The sequence below is a fragment of the Defluviimonas sp. D31 genome, assembly GCF_033436765.1.
In the GTDB taxonomy this organism is placed as follows: domain Bacteria; phylum Pseudomonadota; class Alphaproteobacteria; order Rhodobacterales; family Rhodobacteraceae; genus Albidovulum.
The window spans coordinates 65,818-79,095 of sequence record NZ_JAWQFN010000008.1; the positions used below are offsets into that span (position 1 = coordinate 65,818).

The 13,278-nt window shown below is 65.7% G+C and carries 12 protein-coding genes; 9 read left to right on the plus strand and 3 right to left on the minus strand.

The annotated features are described in order from the left end of the window. Nucleotide 1: 1 nt before the first annotated feature. Entirely contained in the window at nt 2-856 is an 855-nt protein-coding gene (locus tag R5H32_RS14615; protein ID WP_318339423.1) for a glycosyltransferase family 2 protein, read from the minus strand. Between the two features lie 196 nt (nt 857-1,052). Between R5H32_RS14615 and R5H32_RS14620 the strand changes: the two genes are divergently transcribed. Next, nucleotides 1,053-1,916 carry a DUF302 domain-containing protein gene (locus R5H32_RS14620; protein WP_318339424.1) on the plus strand — a complete coding sequence of 288 codons (864 nt, stop codon included), beginning with the start codon at nt 1,053-1,055 and terminating at the stop codon, nt 1,914-1,916. Between the two features lie 110 nt (nt 1,917-2,026). On the opposite strand, the gene pnp is transcribed toward R5H32_RS14620, so the two are convergent. Next, on the minus strand, nt 2,027-4,180 hold the full coding sequence (gene pnp / locus R5H32_RS14625) for a polyribonucleotide nucleotidyltransferase (RefSeq protein ID WP_318339425.1): 2,154 nt from the start codon (nt 4,178-4,180) through the stop codon (nt 2,027-2,029). 175 nt (nt 4,181-4,355) lie between these two features. Beyond that, nucleotides 4,356-5,198 (minus strand): hypothetical protein, encoded by an 843-nt coding sequence (locus tag R5H32_RS14630; RefSeq protein ID WP_318339426.1) that lies wholly within the window; start codon nt 5,196-5,198, stop codon nt 4,356-4,358. A 600-nt stretch (nt 5,199-5,798) separates the two neighbouring features. Between R5H32_RS14630 and R5H32_RS14635 the strand changes: the two genes are divergently transcribed. The 8 genes from R5H32_RS14635 (at nt 5,799) to R5H32_RS14670 (ending at nt 13,274) form a co-directional block, all read left to right on the plus strand. Continuing rightward, nucleotides 5,799-5,996: a hypothetical protein gene (locus R5H32_RS14635; RefSeq protein ID WP_318339427.1), complete on the plus strand. Its 198-nt coding sequence runs from the start codon at nt 5,799-5,801 to the stop codon at nt 5,994-5,996. Between the two features lie 148 nt (nt 5,997-6,144). Further along, a complete protein-coding gene (gene cpaB / locus R5H32_RS14640) occupies nt 6,145-6,948 on the plus strand; it encodes a Flp pilus assembly protein CpaB (RefSeq protein WP_318339428.1) in 804 nt (267 codons plus the stop codon). 19 nt (nt 6,949-6,967) lie between these two features. After that, nucleotides 6,968-8,473: a Tad domain-containing protein gene (locus R5H32_RS14645; RefSeq protein WP_318339429.1), complete on the plus strand. Its 1,506-nt coding sequence runs from the start codon at nt 6,968-6,970 to the stop codon at nt 8,471-8,473. Nucleotides 8,474-8,477: 4 nt separating this feature from the next. After that, entirely contained in the window at nt 8,478-9,002 is a 525-nt protein-coding gene (locus R5H32_RS14650; RefSeq protein ID WP_318339430.1) for a TadE/TadG family type IV pilus assembly protein, read from the plus strand. Continuing rightward, nucleotides 8,999-9,649, plus strand: a complete 651-nt coding sequence (locus tag R5H32_RS14655) for a TadE/TadG family type IV pilus assembly protein (protein WP_318339431.1) — start codon at nt 8,999-9,001, stop codon at nt 9,647-9,649. Before R5H32_RS14650 ends, R5H32_RS14655 begins: the two co-directional genes overlap by 4 nt. 54 nt (nt 9,650-9,703) lie before the next feature. Then, entirely contained in the window at nt 9,704-10,912 is a 1,209-nt protein-coding gene (locus R5H32_RS14660; protein ID WP_318339432.1) for an AAA family ATPase, read from the plus strand. A 5-nt stretch (nt 10,913-10,917) separates the two neighbouring features. Continuing rightward, nucleotides 10,918-12,309: a CpaF family protein gene (locus R5H32_RS14665; RefSeq protein ID WP_318339433.1), complete on the plus strand. Its 1,392-nt coding sequence runs from the start codon at nt 10,918-10,920 to the stop codon at nt 12,307-12,309. After that, a complete protein-coding gene (locus R5H32_RS14670; RefSeq protein ID WP_318339434.1) occupies nt 12,306-13,274 on the plus strand; it encodes a type II secretion system F family protein in 969 nt (322 codons plus the stop codon). The genes R5H32_RS14665 and R5H32_RS14670 overlap by 4 nt, the downstream gene beginning before the upstream one ends. Nucleotides 13,275-13,278 lie beyond the last annotated feature (4 nt).

A 13,278-nucleotide genomic window follows, 5' to 3' on the forward strand; every position in this document is an offset into this window, starting at 1 on the left:
TTCAGCCGGGCTTCCGGCTCGCGAGCACCGCGCGGAAGAACGTCCATTGCTTGGCGCGCTTGCGCTTCGACAAAAGGACCGCCGGAGACAGGAGCTGTGCCGTCGCCTGAAATAGCGCCCGGCCGAAGGCGAACTTCTGGCCATGCTTGCGCGCCGCATAGACCCGCGAGCGGCCCATGTGCCAGGCCTTCAACGCCGCCACTTCGGGGCTGCGCACCGAGGACCGCCCGCCGAGATGCTGCACCAAAGCGGCGCGGACGAACATCAACGGCCCGCGCTCGGCCCGCAGCCGGCGGCTGAGGTCGTCATCCTCGTGGTAGAGGAAGATCTCCGGATCGAAGCCGCCCACCGCCTCGAAATCCGCCCGCCGCACGAAGAGCGCAGCACCGGACAGGACGGTGACCTCGCGGTCCGCCTCGGGCCAGCCGCGCGGCATCTTCTCGGCGCGCGGCATCAGGTGGCTGTGGCGCTTGAAATAGGCGGAACCATCCGCCTCCGCGATGCGCGGGTTCATCGCCGAGGCGTGCGGATGGCGCTCTGCCGCCGCGACCAGCTCGTCGAGCGTGTCCGGCATCAGCTGGGCGTCGGGATTGAGAAAGAGCACGAACTCGGTCCCGGCGAGCGCCGCGCCCTGGTTGCAGGCGACGCCGAAACCGCGGTTCTCGGCATTGCGGACGAGGCGCGCGCCCCGCGCCCCGGCCAGCTCCGCGACGGCCGCCGCATCGGTCGAGGCATTGTCGACCAGAACGACCGGCGTATCCGCCGGGACCGAGGCGAGCATGTCCGGCAGCACCGCCATGCTGTTGAAGCAGACGCTGACGACGGTGACGCGGGCGGAGGCGGGCAGATCGCTCATAGAGGCGCAATAGCGAAACCGCCGGGCGCTGTCACGCGCGCATCTGGGCTGCCGGAACGGAACTGCACAGCCCCGCGACCGCAACGCTTCACGTTGCGGATGACGCGAATGTTTGACTCGTGCCGGGGCTAAAGGGCCAATTGTAACGCGGCGGATCGAAAGCCGACTTGTTGGTTGACAGAAAGAGGGGTTGTACATGACGCGGATTGTTCGAATTGCCTTCGCTGCAGGCACAACGATTTTCCTCGCAACAGCGAGTTTGGGCCAGTCCGCTCAGCAAACCGTGGATTCAGTGATTGAAGCCGCGAAAACCGCTGCGGCGGAAGAGCAGCTGGAGCCGGTAGTCGAGATCGACCATGCGAGACTTGCCGCAGCCGCAGGCGTCGAAATGCCGCCTTCCCGAGTGGCATTGTTTTCCGACCCCGAGATCAACACTCAGCTTCTGTCTTTGAACATCCGCGCCGGCCTGGACTTGCCTTTCAGGGTTCTGTCATTCGACGAAAACGGCAAAGCCAGCGCCGTCTTCACCTCGTCGGAGTTTCTGAAGGCGCGGCATGGCATCACTGACGCCGATATTCTCGGAAAATTCGATGACCGCCTCGCGCCCGTCCTGCAAGCCATGTCCGAAAGCGGTCCGCGCCCGGTGCAAACCTCCGCTCTGACCCCCGACTACGGGATCATTGAGCTTGCATCCTCCCACGGCGTCCCGGAGACGGTCGCGAAACTGAAGGAGGCGATCACCGCGCAGGCAGATACGGTATGGTTCGGAGAAGTGGATTACGCCGCACAGGCCCAGCAACTCGGTTCCGAACTCGTGCCGGCGGTCCTCCTGCTCTTTGGCGGTCCCGCGCCCGGTGGGGTGGCGATGGCGAATTTCCCGTCAATCGGCATTGATGCCTTCTGCCAGAAGATATTGGTCTATGCTTCGCCCGATGGCGGATCAGTCGTTATCTTCAACGATATCGCCGCACTGGCGGTACTGCATTACGGCACATCCGCTCCACCCCATGCCGCATTGAATGAGCGGCTGACCGCGACATTCTCGGCCGCCATCGAGTGAGCAGCGGCCGCCCGGTCTTGACCCCGAAGCGGACCGACCCGGAACCGGCATAGCGCCAAACGAAACGGCCCGGGCGAATGCCTGGGCCGTCGGTTCGTTTCAGCCAGACCTCACGCCTCGGCGGTGTCGGCCTTTTCCTTCGCGTCCGGCGCGATCTCCTCGCCGGTCTCCTGGTCGACCATCTTCATGCCGAGCCGGACCTTGCCGCGCTCGTCGAAGCCGAGCAGCTTGACCTTCACTTCCTGGCCTTCCTTCAGCACCTCGTTCGGGTGCTGCAGGCGCTTGTTGGCGATCTGGGAGACATGCACCAGACCGTCGCGCTTGCCGAAGAAGTTCACGAAGGCGCCGAAATCGACGAGCTTCACGACCTTGCCGGTGTAGATCTTGCCCTCTTCGGGCTCGGCCACGATCGAGTAGATCATGTCGTAGGCCTTCTTGATCGACTCCGCGTTCGCCGAGGCGATCTTGATCACGCCGTCGTCGTTGATGTCGACCTTGGCGCCCGACACTTCCACGATCTCGCGGATCACCTTGCCGCCCGAGCCGATCACTTCGCGGATCTTGTCGGTCGGGATGGTCATCGTCTCGATGCGCGGGGCATGGGCGGAGAATTCCGACCGGCCCTCGGAGAGCGCCTTGGCCATCTCGCCGAGGATGTGCATCCGGCCGTCCTTCGCCTGGGCGAGGGCCTGCTCCATGATCGCCGGGGTGATGCCCGCGACCTTGATGTCCATCTGCAGCGAGGTGATGCCGTTCTCGGTGCCCGCGACCTTGAAGTCCATGTCGCCGAGGTGATCCTCGTCGCCAAGGATGTCGGTCAGCACCGCCCACTTGCCGTCATCCTCGAGGATGAGGCCCATCGCGACGCCGGCGACCGGCGCCTTCAGCGGCACGCCCGCGTCCATCATCGACAGCGAGGAGCCGCAGACGGTGGCCATCGACGACGAGCCGTTCGACTCGGTGATCTCCGAGACGATGCGGATCGTGTAGGGGAAGTCGGTCGGCGCCGGCAGAACCGCCTGCAGCGCGCGCCAGGCAAGCTTGCCGTGACCGATCTCGCGGCGGCCCGGAGGACCGAAGCGCCCCACTTCACCGACCGAGTAGGGCGGGAAGTTGTAGTGCAGCAGGAAGTTGGAGCGGTAGTTCGCGTGCAGCGCGTCGATGATCTGCTCGTCCTCGCCGGTGCCGAGCGTGGTGATCACGAGGCCTTGCGTCTCGCCGCGGGTGAAGAGCGCCGAGCCGTGGGTGCGCGGCAGGATGCCGACTTCCGAGACGATCGGACGCACGGTCTTGGTGTCGCGGCCGTCGATGCGCTTGCCGTTGGCGACGACGTCGCCGCGCAGGATCGAGGATTCAAGCTTCTTGAACGCCGAGCCGAGGTTCGCATTGGCCAGCTCGTCCTCCGTCAGCTCGGCCTTCACGGCGTCGCGGGCGGCGGAAATGGCGTTGGTGCGCTCCTGCTTGTCGAGGATCGCGAAGGCGGCGCGCATCTTCTCCTCGCCGGCGGCCTTCACCTTCGCGTAAAGCTCCGAATAATCGGCCGGCTGGAAGTCGAACGGCTCTTTCGCGGCGGCTTCGGCGAGCGAGATGATCAGGTCGATCACCGGCTGCATCGCCTCGTGGCCGAACTTCACGGCGCCGAGCATCTCGGCCTCGGACAGCTCGTAGGCCTCCGATTCCACCATCATCACGGCGTCCTTGGTGCCGGCGACGACGAGGTCCAGACGCTGCTCGGGGTTCATCCGGAGCTGGTCCATGTCGCTGACTTCCGGGTTCAGCACATAGGCGCCATTGGCGAAGCCGACGCGCGCGGCGCCGATCGGGCCCATGAACGGCACGCCCGAGATCGTCAGAGCGGCCGAGGCGGCGATCATCGCGACGATGTCGGGGTCGTTGACGAGATCGTGGGAAAGAACGGTGCAGATCACCAGCACTTCGTTCTTGAAGCCCGGCACGAAGAGCGGGCGGATCGGACGGTCGATCAGGCGCGAGGTCAGCGTTTCCTTCTCGGAAGGACGGCCCTCACGCTTGAAGAAGCCGCCCGGGATCTTGCCGGCGGCATAGGTCTTTTCCTGGTAATGCACGGTGAGCGGGAAGAAGTCCTGGCCCGGCTTCTGCTCGCGGGCATAGGTCACGTTGGCCATGACGGAGGTCTCGCCCAGCGTGGCGATGACGGAGCCGTCGGCCTGACGGGCGACCTTCCCGGTTTCCAGCGTGAGCGTTTCCTGGCCCCACTGGATGGATTTCTTGGTCACGTTGAACATATATCGGTTCCTCTCGGGAGCACCCACGGGCGTATCCCGTGTCTCCCATTTCATATGGCGGCCCCATTGCCGCCGCCCCCAATCCTTCGCATGCGCCCGGGGGCATGGGCTCACGTCACAGATGCGCGGCCCTTACAGGAAAACCGGGGGATTGGGAAGAGATTGCATGAAGCGCCTAGCGGGCCGAAGCCGCCAAGGCCGTCTCCATCTCGTGGATGGTCGCGATCATTGTGTCCGGGTTCAGCCGCACCGCGCCTTCAAGCGATCGATCGAGGTCCAGGATCATGATCATCACCACGGCAAGAAGGCACGGGAAAACGAAGGTGCGCCAGGTTTGCTGCCGGCCTTGCAGCGCCGACCGGTTGCCTACGATCAGGATGGCGACGACGGAGGTCAGAAAGATCATCAACTGGGCGGTCGGCGGTACTTGCTCTGCAGCCGCCGCGATGCGCCGGGTATGTGAATCGAGCATATCCATCACACTGCGCGCGACCAGGGCCCGGATCGGATCGGACGTGGTCTCGTCCATCGCGCGCTTGGTCGCAGGCCAAATCTCGGCCTGAGCCTCAAGCGTACGCCCAAGAAACGCTTGAAAGGCTTCCTTCGACCGAATGTCGTCTGGGCTGGCAAGGCGAGTCCGCGCGTATGCAAGTATACGATTCTGGAGATTGGTGCGGCCCGGGTCGTTCAGAAAATCGACGCTCAGAAAGGCCGAGCTGATCGCCGCCGTCTCCTCGACAAGCGCCGACTGACGCTCCCCGCGCCAGTTGAGCACGGAACTGAAGGCAAAGCCCAGCAACAGCCCCAGAAGCGCCAGCATCGCTCCAAGTGACGTTGCGTCGGAAACCTGGGCCGGCGGTATCTTGTCGTATTTCAACCGACGATACTCGACGCTCCCAACGCGGAACCCGACGAAGGCTGCGAGCGGAAGCGCGACAAGTATCAGCAGCGCGAGATAGTTAAACGGCAATTGTGCCTGCCCGAACCGCGCGTAAAGATCTGCTGTCTCGATGTCCACGATCGCCCTTTCCCTCAACACGTTTGATCGTTCGCCGCCACCGCCACCCTCGATGGAAGCAGCGCCGAAGCCCCGCTTTCGACACACGAGCCGATCAAACCAAACTCGACTGAGCCATTGCTGAATCCTTGGGCAGATTCACGGCTCATTCAAGCCCAACTTTGCGGCCGGTATCGGCTCGCGTAGCAGTCGGACGGAGGTCCGAAGGCAGGTCATCGCCGTTTCCGGACACGGCCTCGCCGAGTTGCAACCGCAGCACGTCAGGCCGGCGGACGTGGTGGACCTGGCCGCCACCGGACGCAGCGAGCGCAAAGTGAATGCGCGGTCCGGAACTGCGGCCGGCAGGATTCGTCGCTCGCCGCCGGGCCCGATTCCCAGATTCGACTCGGCGCGTGCGGCCGTCCGTCACCAGCGTGACTCGCCACCATTTCGCCCCATTTTCGCAGATAATTCTACTTATGCGTGTTTTTGTCAGCGTTTCAGACGATGCCGCAACACATTTCAGCCGCAATCATGAATTGGAGCCGAACACCCGTCTCGGCTTGTCTCTCTCCCGGGTTTCAGCCCGAAACCCAAGAAACCGCATTTGAGGAGATTACAATGCGTGATGCACTTCTGAAAAAATGGATCCAGTTCCGTCATTGCGAAGAGGGCGTGACCCTCGTCGAGTACGGCGTCGGCGTTGCGCTCGCCGTGATCGTCTTCGGCCTGTTCGGCGCCGTGCTGGCACCGGAAATCAACGGCGCGTTCACCGCGGCCGGCAACGGCATGCCGGGCGCTGCGGTGGCCATTCCGTAATCTGAACTCGGCCAGGTCGCGATGCGACCGTCTGGCCGGGGCGTCACCGATGCCCCGGCAGAGGCCTCCGGACCAAGATCCCGAGGCACCATCCGGACCGGGCGACGCCCCCTTCCGCCCGCCCGGTCCCGCAATCAGGAGAAAAACCGTGGGAGCCCGTTCCATTCTCATCGCCGTCCTCGGCGTCGCGGTTGCCGGCGGTTCCGCCTTCGGCGCACGCGAATACATCAACCAGAGCCGGGCGACGGCCTCGACCGATACCGAAGCAGCCCTTGTCAACGTCATTGTCGCGGGCCGCGACATCCCGTTCGGCCAGCCGATCCAGCCGCAAGTCCTCCAGGTCATCGCCTGGCCCCGCGCGGCGCTGCCGCCGGGCGCGATCACCGATCTCGACCAGCTTATCGCCAAGCCCGGCCTGCCGCCGCGCCGTGCCACCCGTGCGATTGCGCAAGGCGAACTCGTGCTCGCCTCCAAGGTGTCCAACTTCGGCGACAAGGTGACGATCGTGCAGAGCCTGCGCGAGAACACCCGCGCGATGGCGATCAAGGTCGCCGCAGAGACCGCCGTCGGCGGTTTCGTCACGCCGGGCGACACTGTCGACATCCTCCTGACGCAAGGCGGCGGCGAGGATCTGCGCGCGGTGACCATCCTGCAGAGCATCCGCATCCTCGGCGTCGACCAGGATGCCGACCGGCAGACCGACCAGCCCGAGGTCGCCCAGACCGTTACGGTCGAGGTGACACCCGAAGAGGGCCAGAAACTCGCGCTCGCCCAAAGGGCCGGGACGCTCAGCCTGTCGCTGCGCTCGCTCGACAACATCGAGGACAAGCCGCTCGACTCGATCCGCCTGACCGACCTCATGCGGGACAAGTCGCCGGTGCCCGAGGCCATCACCAAGACGACGATCCGCGTCCGCCGCGGCAGCACCGTCGAGGACGTGGAAGTCGAGTGAGAAACCAGGAGGCGGCGCGATGACGATCCGAGATCACATCAGAGAGTTCAACCGGGACCAGGACGGCGCAGTGCTCGTCTTCTTCGCGGGGGCGCTCGCGGTGCTGCTCGGTCTCATCGCGCTGTCGTTCGACTTCGGCCGCAGGGCCTCCACCCAGTCGGAGCTGCAATCCTACGCCGACCATGTGGCGCTCGCCGCGGCGGGCGAGCTCGACGGCGGCACCGACGCGATCACCCGCGCAACCGCCGCCGCGGCCAACCTCATCTCCGACAGCCAGAGCTTCGGCCGCACCTCGGCCGAGACCTATGGCAACGCCTCGCACACGCTGGCTGGCGCCAGCAACTACACCCTGACCTTCTTTAAGACCTTGCCGAGCAGCGATACCGCCAGCATGAACGCCGGCGTGACCACCAAGCCCAAGGAGGCCGCCTTCGTGCGCGTCGTGGTCACGCCGAAGATCGTCGATAACACCTTCGCCGCCGCCTTCTACGCGATGATCGGCGGGCAGGAGCCGGCCAACGCGGTCACCGCCACGGCAGTCGCCGGCTTCACCCAGTATGCCTGCGACATCACCCCCCTGATGTTCTGCCTGCCGGACCCGAGCTACAAGGCCGACGCCCATATCGGCGACATGATCCTGCTGCGCTCGGGCGGCAACGGCGCGGCCTGGGGGCCCGGCGACTTCGGCTTCCTCGACCCGTCCTATGCCAAGGTCGATCCCAATGGCCCCTGCGCGGGCAAGTCCGGGGCGCAGCTCGACGCCTGCCTTCTCGGCGCGATGGGCAGCATCACCCAGTGCTTCTCCCAGCGCGGCGTCGACACCGCGCCGGGCCAGAAGGTCGGCATCGAGGATTCAAGCTTCAACGTCCGCTTCGACATGTACCACGCGATCATGAACGGCAAGAAGAACGACCCGGCCTATGCGCCCGCGCCGAACGTGATCAAGGGCGTCGCGGACAAGAACGGCAATGCCTGCACAGGCAGCAACCCGGACGCCTCCCCCAACACGAAGCCGCTGCCCAAGGACAACTGCTTCTACACCAGCACCTGCCTGAACGGCCGCTTCGGCGACGGCGACTGGAGCGCGAAACGTGCCGAATATGTGCAATACAACCACGGCGGCGTCGATCCGCATCCCGCCGCGAAAACCCGGTACCAGTACTACCTGGACGAGATCACCGCGGCGGGCGGCAGCGCATCGGCGACGAAGATCGTCACCGGCCTCAGCGTCGACGGCCAGCCGCACCGGGAGACCGGCCGCCCGCAATGCTCGAACAACCAGGCGATCGACCCCGACCGTCGCCTCATCATCGCCGCTGCGGTCGACTGCGCCGCCAATCCGATCAACGGCCAAGCCAACAACGTGCCCGTAGAAGAGTTCGTCAAGATCTTCCTCACCCAGCCCGTCGGCACCGACGGAGCCTCGCCGCCGACGCTCGACATCTATGGCGAGGTCGTCGGTTCCGCGAGCGGCCCGGCCGGCGGTGGCGGTCTCTTCCACGAAGTCGTCCAGCTCTACAGGTGATCCGATGACCCGGTTTTCGATCCGACACACGCCCCTGAGCCGCACGATCAACGCCGCGCGCCGCTTCCGCCGCGCAGAGGACGGCGTCGCGCTCATCGAGTTCGCCATCGTCCTGCCCGCGATGCTTCTCGTCTTCGCGGTGATCATCGAGGGCAGCCGGCTCATGTTCGCCTACCAATCCGCGATCAGCGGGGTGCGCGACGCGACGCGCTACCTGTCGCGGGTCGTGCCGGTCGACATCTGCACCAAGGGCGGATCGGTTACCGGACACACCACGAAGCTGACCAGCATCGTCGCCCAGAGCGTTTCCGGCACCCCGGTCTTCCCGCCGCTGGTGACGATCAACTCGGTGACGCCGAGCCTCGCCTGTGTCGCCGGCACCTACCGCAACAACCCCGCGCCGGTCGCGACCGTCACGGCGAACTTCTCGATCTCCTTCCCGTTCAGCGGGGTCTTCGCGCTCTACGGCGGCAACGTGACGCCGCTGACCAAGAGCGTGACCGATTCAGCGAGGGTCTTCGGCACATGACACAGCGCATCCATCATCCCGCGCGGCTCCTGTCGCGCTTCGGCCGGGACGAACGCGGCACGACGATGGTCGAACTCGCGATCGTGCTGCCGTTTCTCCTGCTCCTGATCCTCGCCCTGGTCGATTTCGGCCGGATGGGCGGCGAGTACGTCATGACCAACAAGGCGGTGCAATGGGCATCGCGCCTTGCCGTCGTGCGCCCGCCGGCCTGCAACGGCGTGCCGACTTTCAACGCCCGCGGCCCGGTCGCCGGCGGCACGATCCCGCCCAAGTTCGGCACCGCCTGCTCGGCCGGCAGCAACATCTGCATCAATCCCGGCACGATCAGCTGCACCGCCTCCACGGCCAATCCGACCGTGCAGGAAATCTGGACGGCGATCTCGCCGATGATGCCGAACAACGCCACCCCGGCCAACCTGCGCTTCAGCTACGCCTTCGACCCTGCTCTCGGCTTTCTCGGCGGCCCCTACGTGCCCGTCGTCACGGTCGAGGTGCAGAACCTCAACTTCAACTTCGTGACGCCGCTTGGCGGATTCTCGACGCTCTACGGCACCGTCAACCCGCAGGTGCCGCCCAACAGCCTTCCCTTCCCGGCGATCAGCACCTCGCTGCCGGGTGAAGACCTCGACCTTGGAACGAACGGATGAGTGAAACCCGGGGCCGAACCGCCTGACCGGCCGGGCCCCGAGGAGGATGAAACGATGACCGACAAGACCAAATCCATACTTCTGATCACCCCCGACAGCAACATTTCGGACCTGATCGGATCCGCGCTCAAGACAGACGGCGGCCTGAAGATCGAGACCCAGACCGAGACGCTCGCGCAGATGAACGGACGCGCGGTCAAGATGATGTCGGATCACGATGTCATCCTGTTCCAGACGAGCCCCAACAACATGGCCGAGATCACGGCCATCGAGGCCCTGACCGCGAGCCGGCGGCCGGGAACGACCCTGATCGCCCTGGTCGACGGCAACGTCTCCCTGTCGCAGGTGCGGGCGCTGACCCATGCCGGCGTCGACGAGGTCCTGCCGCTCCCCTCGACCGAAGAGGACCTTGACGGCCGGGTCTTGAAACTGGCCCGCGCCGCAGCCGTGAAACCGGCCGAGAACCTGTCGAGGGGTCGGATCATCGCGGTCACCCAGGCGCGTGGCGGCATCGGCTCCACGACCGTCGCGGTCAATCTCGCCGACCAGCTCGTCGGCACGCGCGGCTGGGGCGGACGCAAGTCGGGCCGCAAGGTGGCGCTGGTCGATCTCGACCTGCAGTTCGGCACCGTCGGCTCGTTCCTCGACCTTCCCGAGCAGGACAGCCTCTTGCAGCTCGCGCTGGACGGGGTGGTTCCGGACGCGAACTTCCTCGACCAGTCGATGGTCAAGGGCCCGAACGGGGTCTCCGTGATGCCCGCGCCGTCGAAATTCGCGCCGCTCGACTCGCTGCGCCCGGACCAGGTGGCGGCGATCCTCGACACGCTGTGCCAGAGCAATGACTTCGTCATCGTGGACCTGCCGCGCGCGATCGTGAACTGGATCGAGCCGGTGATACAGCGCGCCGACGAGCTTCTCGTCGTGACCGACATGTCGGTTCCCGCCATCCGGCATTGCCGCCGGCTGATCGAATTTTTCACGCAGGACAATCCCTCTCTGGCGATCGACATCGTCGTCAACCATGAGAGCCGGCCGCTCCTCCAGTCGCGGGTGCACCGCGAGGCGGCCAAGGCGCTTGAGCGCAAGCTGGATCTCTGGCTACCGCATGACGCGCGCGCGGCTACGAACGCCGCCGATCGCGGGAAGCCGCTTTCACTCACCGCGCCGCGCTCGCCGCTCGGCAAGGCAATGGGCCGGCTCGCGCAGTCGGTGGTCAACCGTCAACAGGAACAGGCCCGTCGGCAGGGCAGCACTAAGGAGTAATGGTCGTGTTCAAGCAGTTTACCCGTACGGAAAAGCCCGTCGACGCCAAGATCGTGAATATCGCTGCCCGCGCCCCGCGGCAGGACGCGGCCCCCGCCGCCCCGACCGCGGAGGAGAGCGAGCTGATGGCCCGCCTCGAGCTGAAGAGCAAGTTGCACGACGTGCTGCTCGACCGGCTCAACCTCGCTGTCATCGACCGTGTGCAGCCGGACGAGCTGCGCCGGGAGGTGGCGGCGCTGGTGTCGCAGGCGCTCACCGAGGAAGGCCATCCGATGCGGACGGAGGAATTCAAGCAGCTGGTCGACGAACTTCTCGACGAGGTGCTCGGCTTCGGCCCGCTCGAGCCGCTCCTGGCCGACCCGACGATCAACGACATCCTCGTCAACACCCACCGCAACGTCTATGTCGAGCGCGCGGGCGTTCTCGAGAGGAGCCCCGTGCGGTTCCGCGACGAGCGCCACCTGCTGCGGATCATCGACAAGATCGTCTCGCGCATCGGGCGCCGTGTCGATGAATCGAACCCCTGGGTCGACGCGCGTCTCGCCGACGGCAGCCGCGTCAACGCGATCATCCGCCCCTGCGCCATCGACGGGCCGTCGATGTCGATCCGCAAGTTCGCGCGGCGCCCCCTGACGATGGAGCGCATGATCGAGATCGGCACGCTGAACGAGGCGGCGGCGCTGCTCCTCCAGGGGCTCGTGAAAGCGAAGCTGAACATCCTCATCTCCGGCGGCACCGGCTCGGGCAAGACGACGATGCTGAACGCCATGTCCAGGAATATCGGCGGGCGCGAGCGGATCGTCACGATCGAGGACGCGGCTGAACTGCAACTCCAGCAGGAGCATGTGGTGCGACTGGAGACCCGGCCCGCCTCCCCCTCCGGCGGCGGCACCGTCTCCCAGCGCGATCTCGTGCGCAACGCGCTGCGGATGCGCCCCGACCGGATCATCGTCGGCGAGGTCCGCGGCGCGGAAACCTTCGACATGCTTCAGGCGATGAACACCGGCCACGAAGGCTCCATGACCACGGTCCACGCCAACACCGCGCGCGACGCGCTTGGCCGGATCGAGCAGATGGTCACGATGATCGGGCTCGATTTCCCGGTCTCGGCGATCCGGTCGCAGATCGCCTCGGGCCTGCATGTCGTGATCCAGCTCAACCGCCTCAGCGATGGCTCCCGGCGGGTGATGAGCATCTCCGAGATCACTGGCATCGAGGGCAACACGATCACCATGCAGGACATCTTCGTGTTCCGTAAAACCGGCACCACGGAGAGCGGCCAGGTTCTCGGCGAGTTCACGGCGACCGGGATCCGCCCGCGGTGCAGCGATGCGCTCCGCCAGGCCGGCGTCGATCTGCGGTCCGACCTCTTCGCCAGCCGGGGGACAAGCCAATGAACAGCCTGCCGCAATTCGAAGCAAGCTCGCTGGCCTATGTCGGGGTGTTTCTCGGGGCGCTTCTCATATTCGAGGGGCTGCGCCAGATCATCACCCGCAGCGAAAGCCGGTCCGAGGCGCGCAACCGCCGCATGCGGATGATCGCCGAGGGCGCTTCGACCGAGGATTTGCTGCGGCTCCTGAAGCCGCGGGCCGACGGGTGGCGGCTGAACTCGCTGCCCCTGATCGGAACCCTGCCCGCTGATATCCGCAAGGCGGGGCTGACGATCAAGCCAGGCGCGTTCCTCTCCCTCTGCCTCGGGGCGACCGCGGTCTTTGCGCTGGCGGCCTCGACGGTGATATCGCCGGTGACGTCGGCCGGGGTCGCAGTGCTTGTTTGCCTTGTCCTTCCGTTGCTGCGGCTGCGGGCCCTGCGCAACAAACGGATGAAGGAACTGACGAAGCAACTTCCAGACGCGCTCGACCTGATGGCGCGGTCCCTCAAGGTCGGCCATCCGCTGAACACCTCTATCGCCGCGGTGGCGCGGGACATGCGCGACCCGATCGCATCTGAATTCGGAACCGTGGTCGACCAGGTGAGCTACGGCGACGATCTCGTGGATGCCTTCATGGATTTCGCCGACCGGATGGATATCGAGGACGTGCGGTATCTCGCCGTGAGCGTCGCCATCCAGCACGGCACCGGCGGCGACCTCGCGCGGGTTCTCTCGACGCTGTCCAAGGTGATCCGCGACCGCATGGCGATGCGCCGCCGGATCCAGGCGATCTCGGCGGAGGGCCGGCTCACGGCGCTGTTCCTGTCGGCCCTTCCCCTGGTCATCTTCGTGGGCAGCTCGGTGACCAATCCGGGCTACTACTGGGACGTTGCCGGTGACCCGCTCTTCCGACCATTCGCGGTCATCGTCGTGGGGTTGACCATCGGGAACTACGTCGCGATGCGCCGCCTCGTGAACTTCAGGATCTGAGTGG

What these genes read in the sequence shown, in the direction of transcription:
- R5H32_RS14670 (WP_318339434.1), top strand. Translation starts at nt 12,306, where the DNA reads ATGAACAGCCTGCCGCAATTCGAAGCAAGCTCGCTGGCCTATGTCGGG.
- R5H32_RS14635 (WP_318339427.1), top strand. Translation starts at nt 5,799, where the DNA reads ATGCGTGATGCACTTCTGAAAAAATGGATCCAGTTCCGTCATTGCGAA.
- R5H32_RS14660 (WP_318339432.1), top strand. Translation starts at nt 9,704, where the DNA reads ATGACCGACAAGACCAAATCCATACTTCTGATCACCCCCGACAGCAAC.
- R5H32_RS14650 (WP_318339430.1), top strand. Translation starts at nt 8,478, where the DNA reads ATGACCCGGTTTTCGATCCGACACACGCCCCTGAGCCGCACGATCAAC.
- R5H32_RS14615 (WP_318339423.1), bottom strand. Translation starts at nt 856, where the DNA reads ATGAGCGATCTGCCCGCCTCCGCCCGCGTCACCGTCGTCAGCGTCTGC.
- R5H32_RS14655 (WP_318339431.1), top strand. Translation starts at nt 8,999, where the DNA reads ATGACACAGCGCATCCATCATCCCGCGCGGCTCCTGTCGCGCTTCGGC.
- R5H32_RS14620 (WP_318339424.1), top strand. Translation starts at nt 1,053, where the DNA reads ATGACGCGGATTGTTCGAATTGCCTTCGCTGCAGGCACAACGATTTTC.
- pnp (WP_318339425.1), bottom strand. Translation starts at nt 4,180, where the DNA reads ATGTTCAACGTGACCAAGAAATCCATCCAGTGGGGCCAGGAAACGCTC.
- R5H32_RS14645 (WP_318339429.1), top strand. Translation starts at nt 6,968, where the DNA reads ATGACGATCCGAGATCACATCAGAGAGTTCAACCGGGACCAGGACGGC.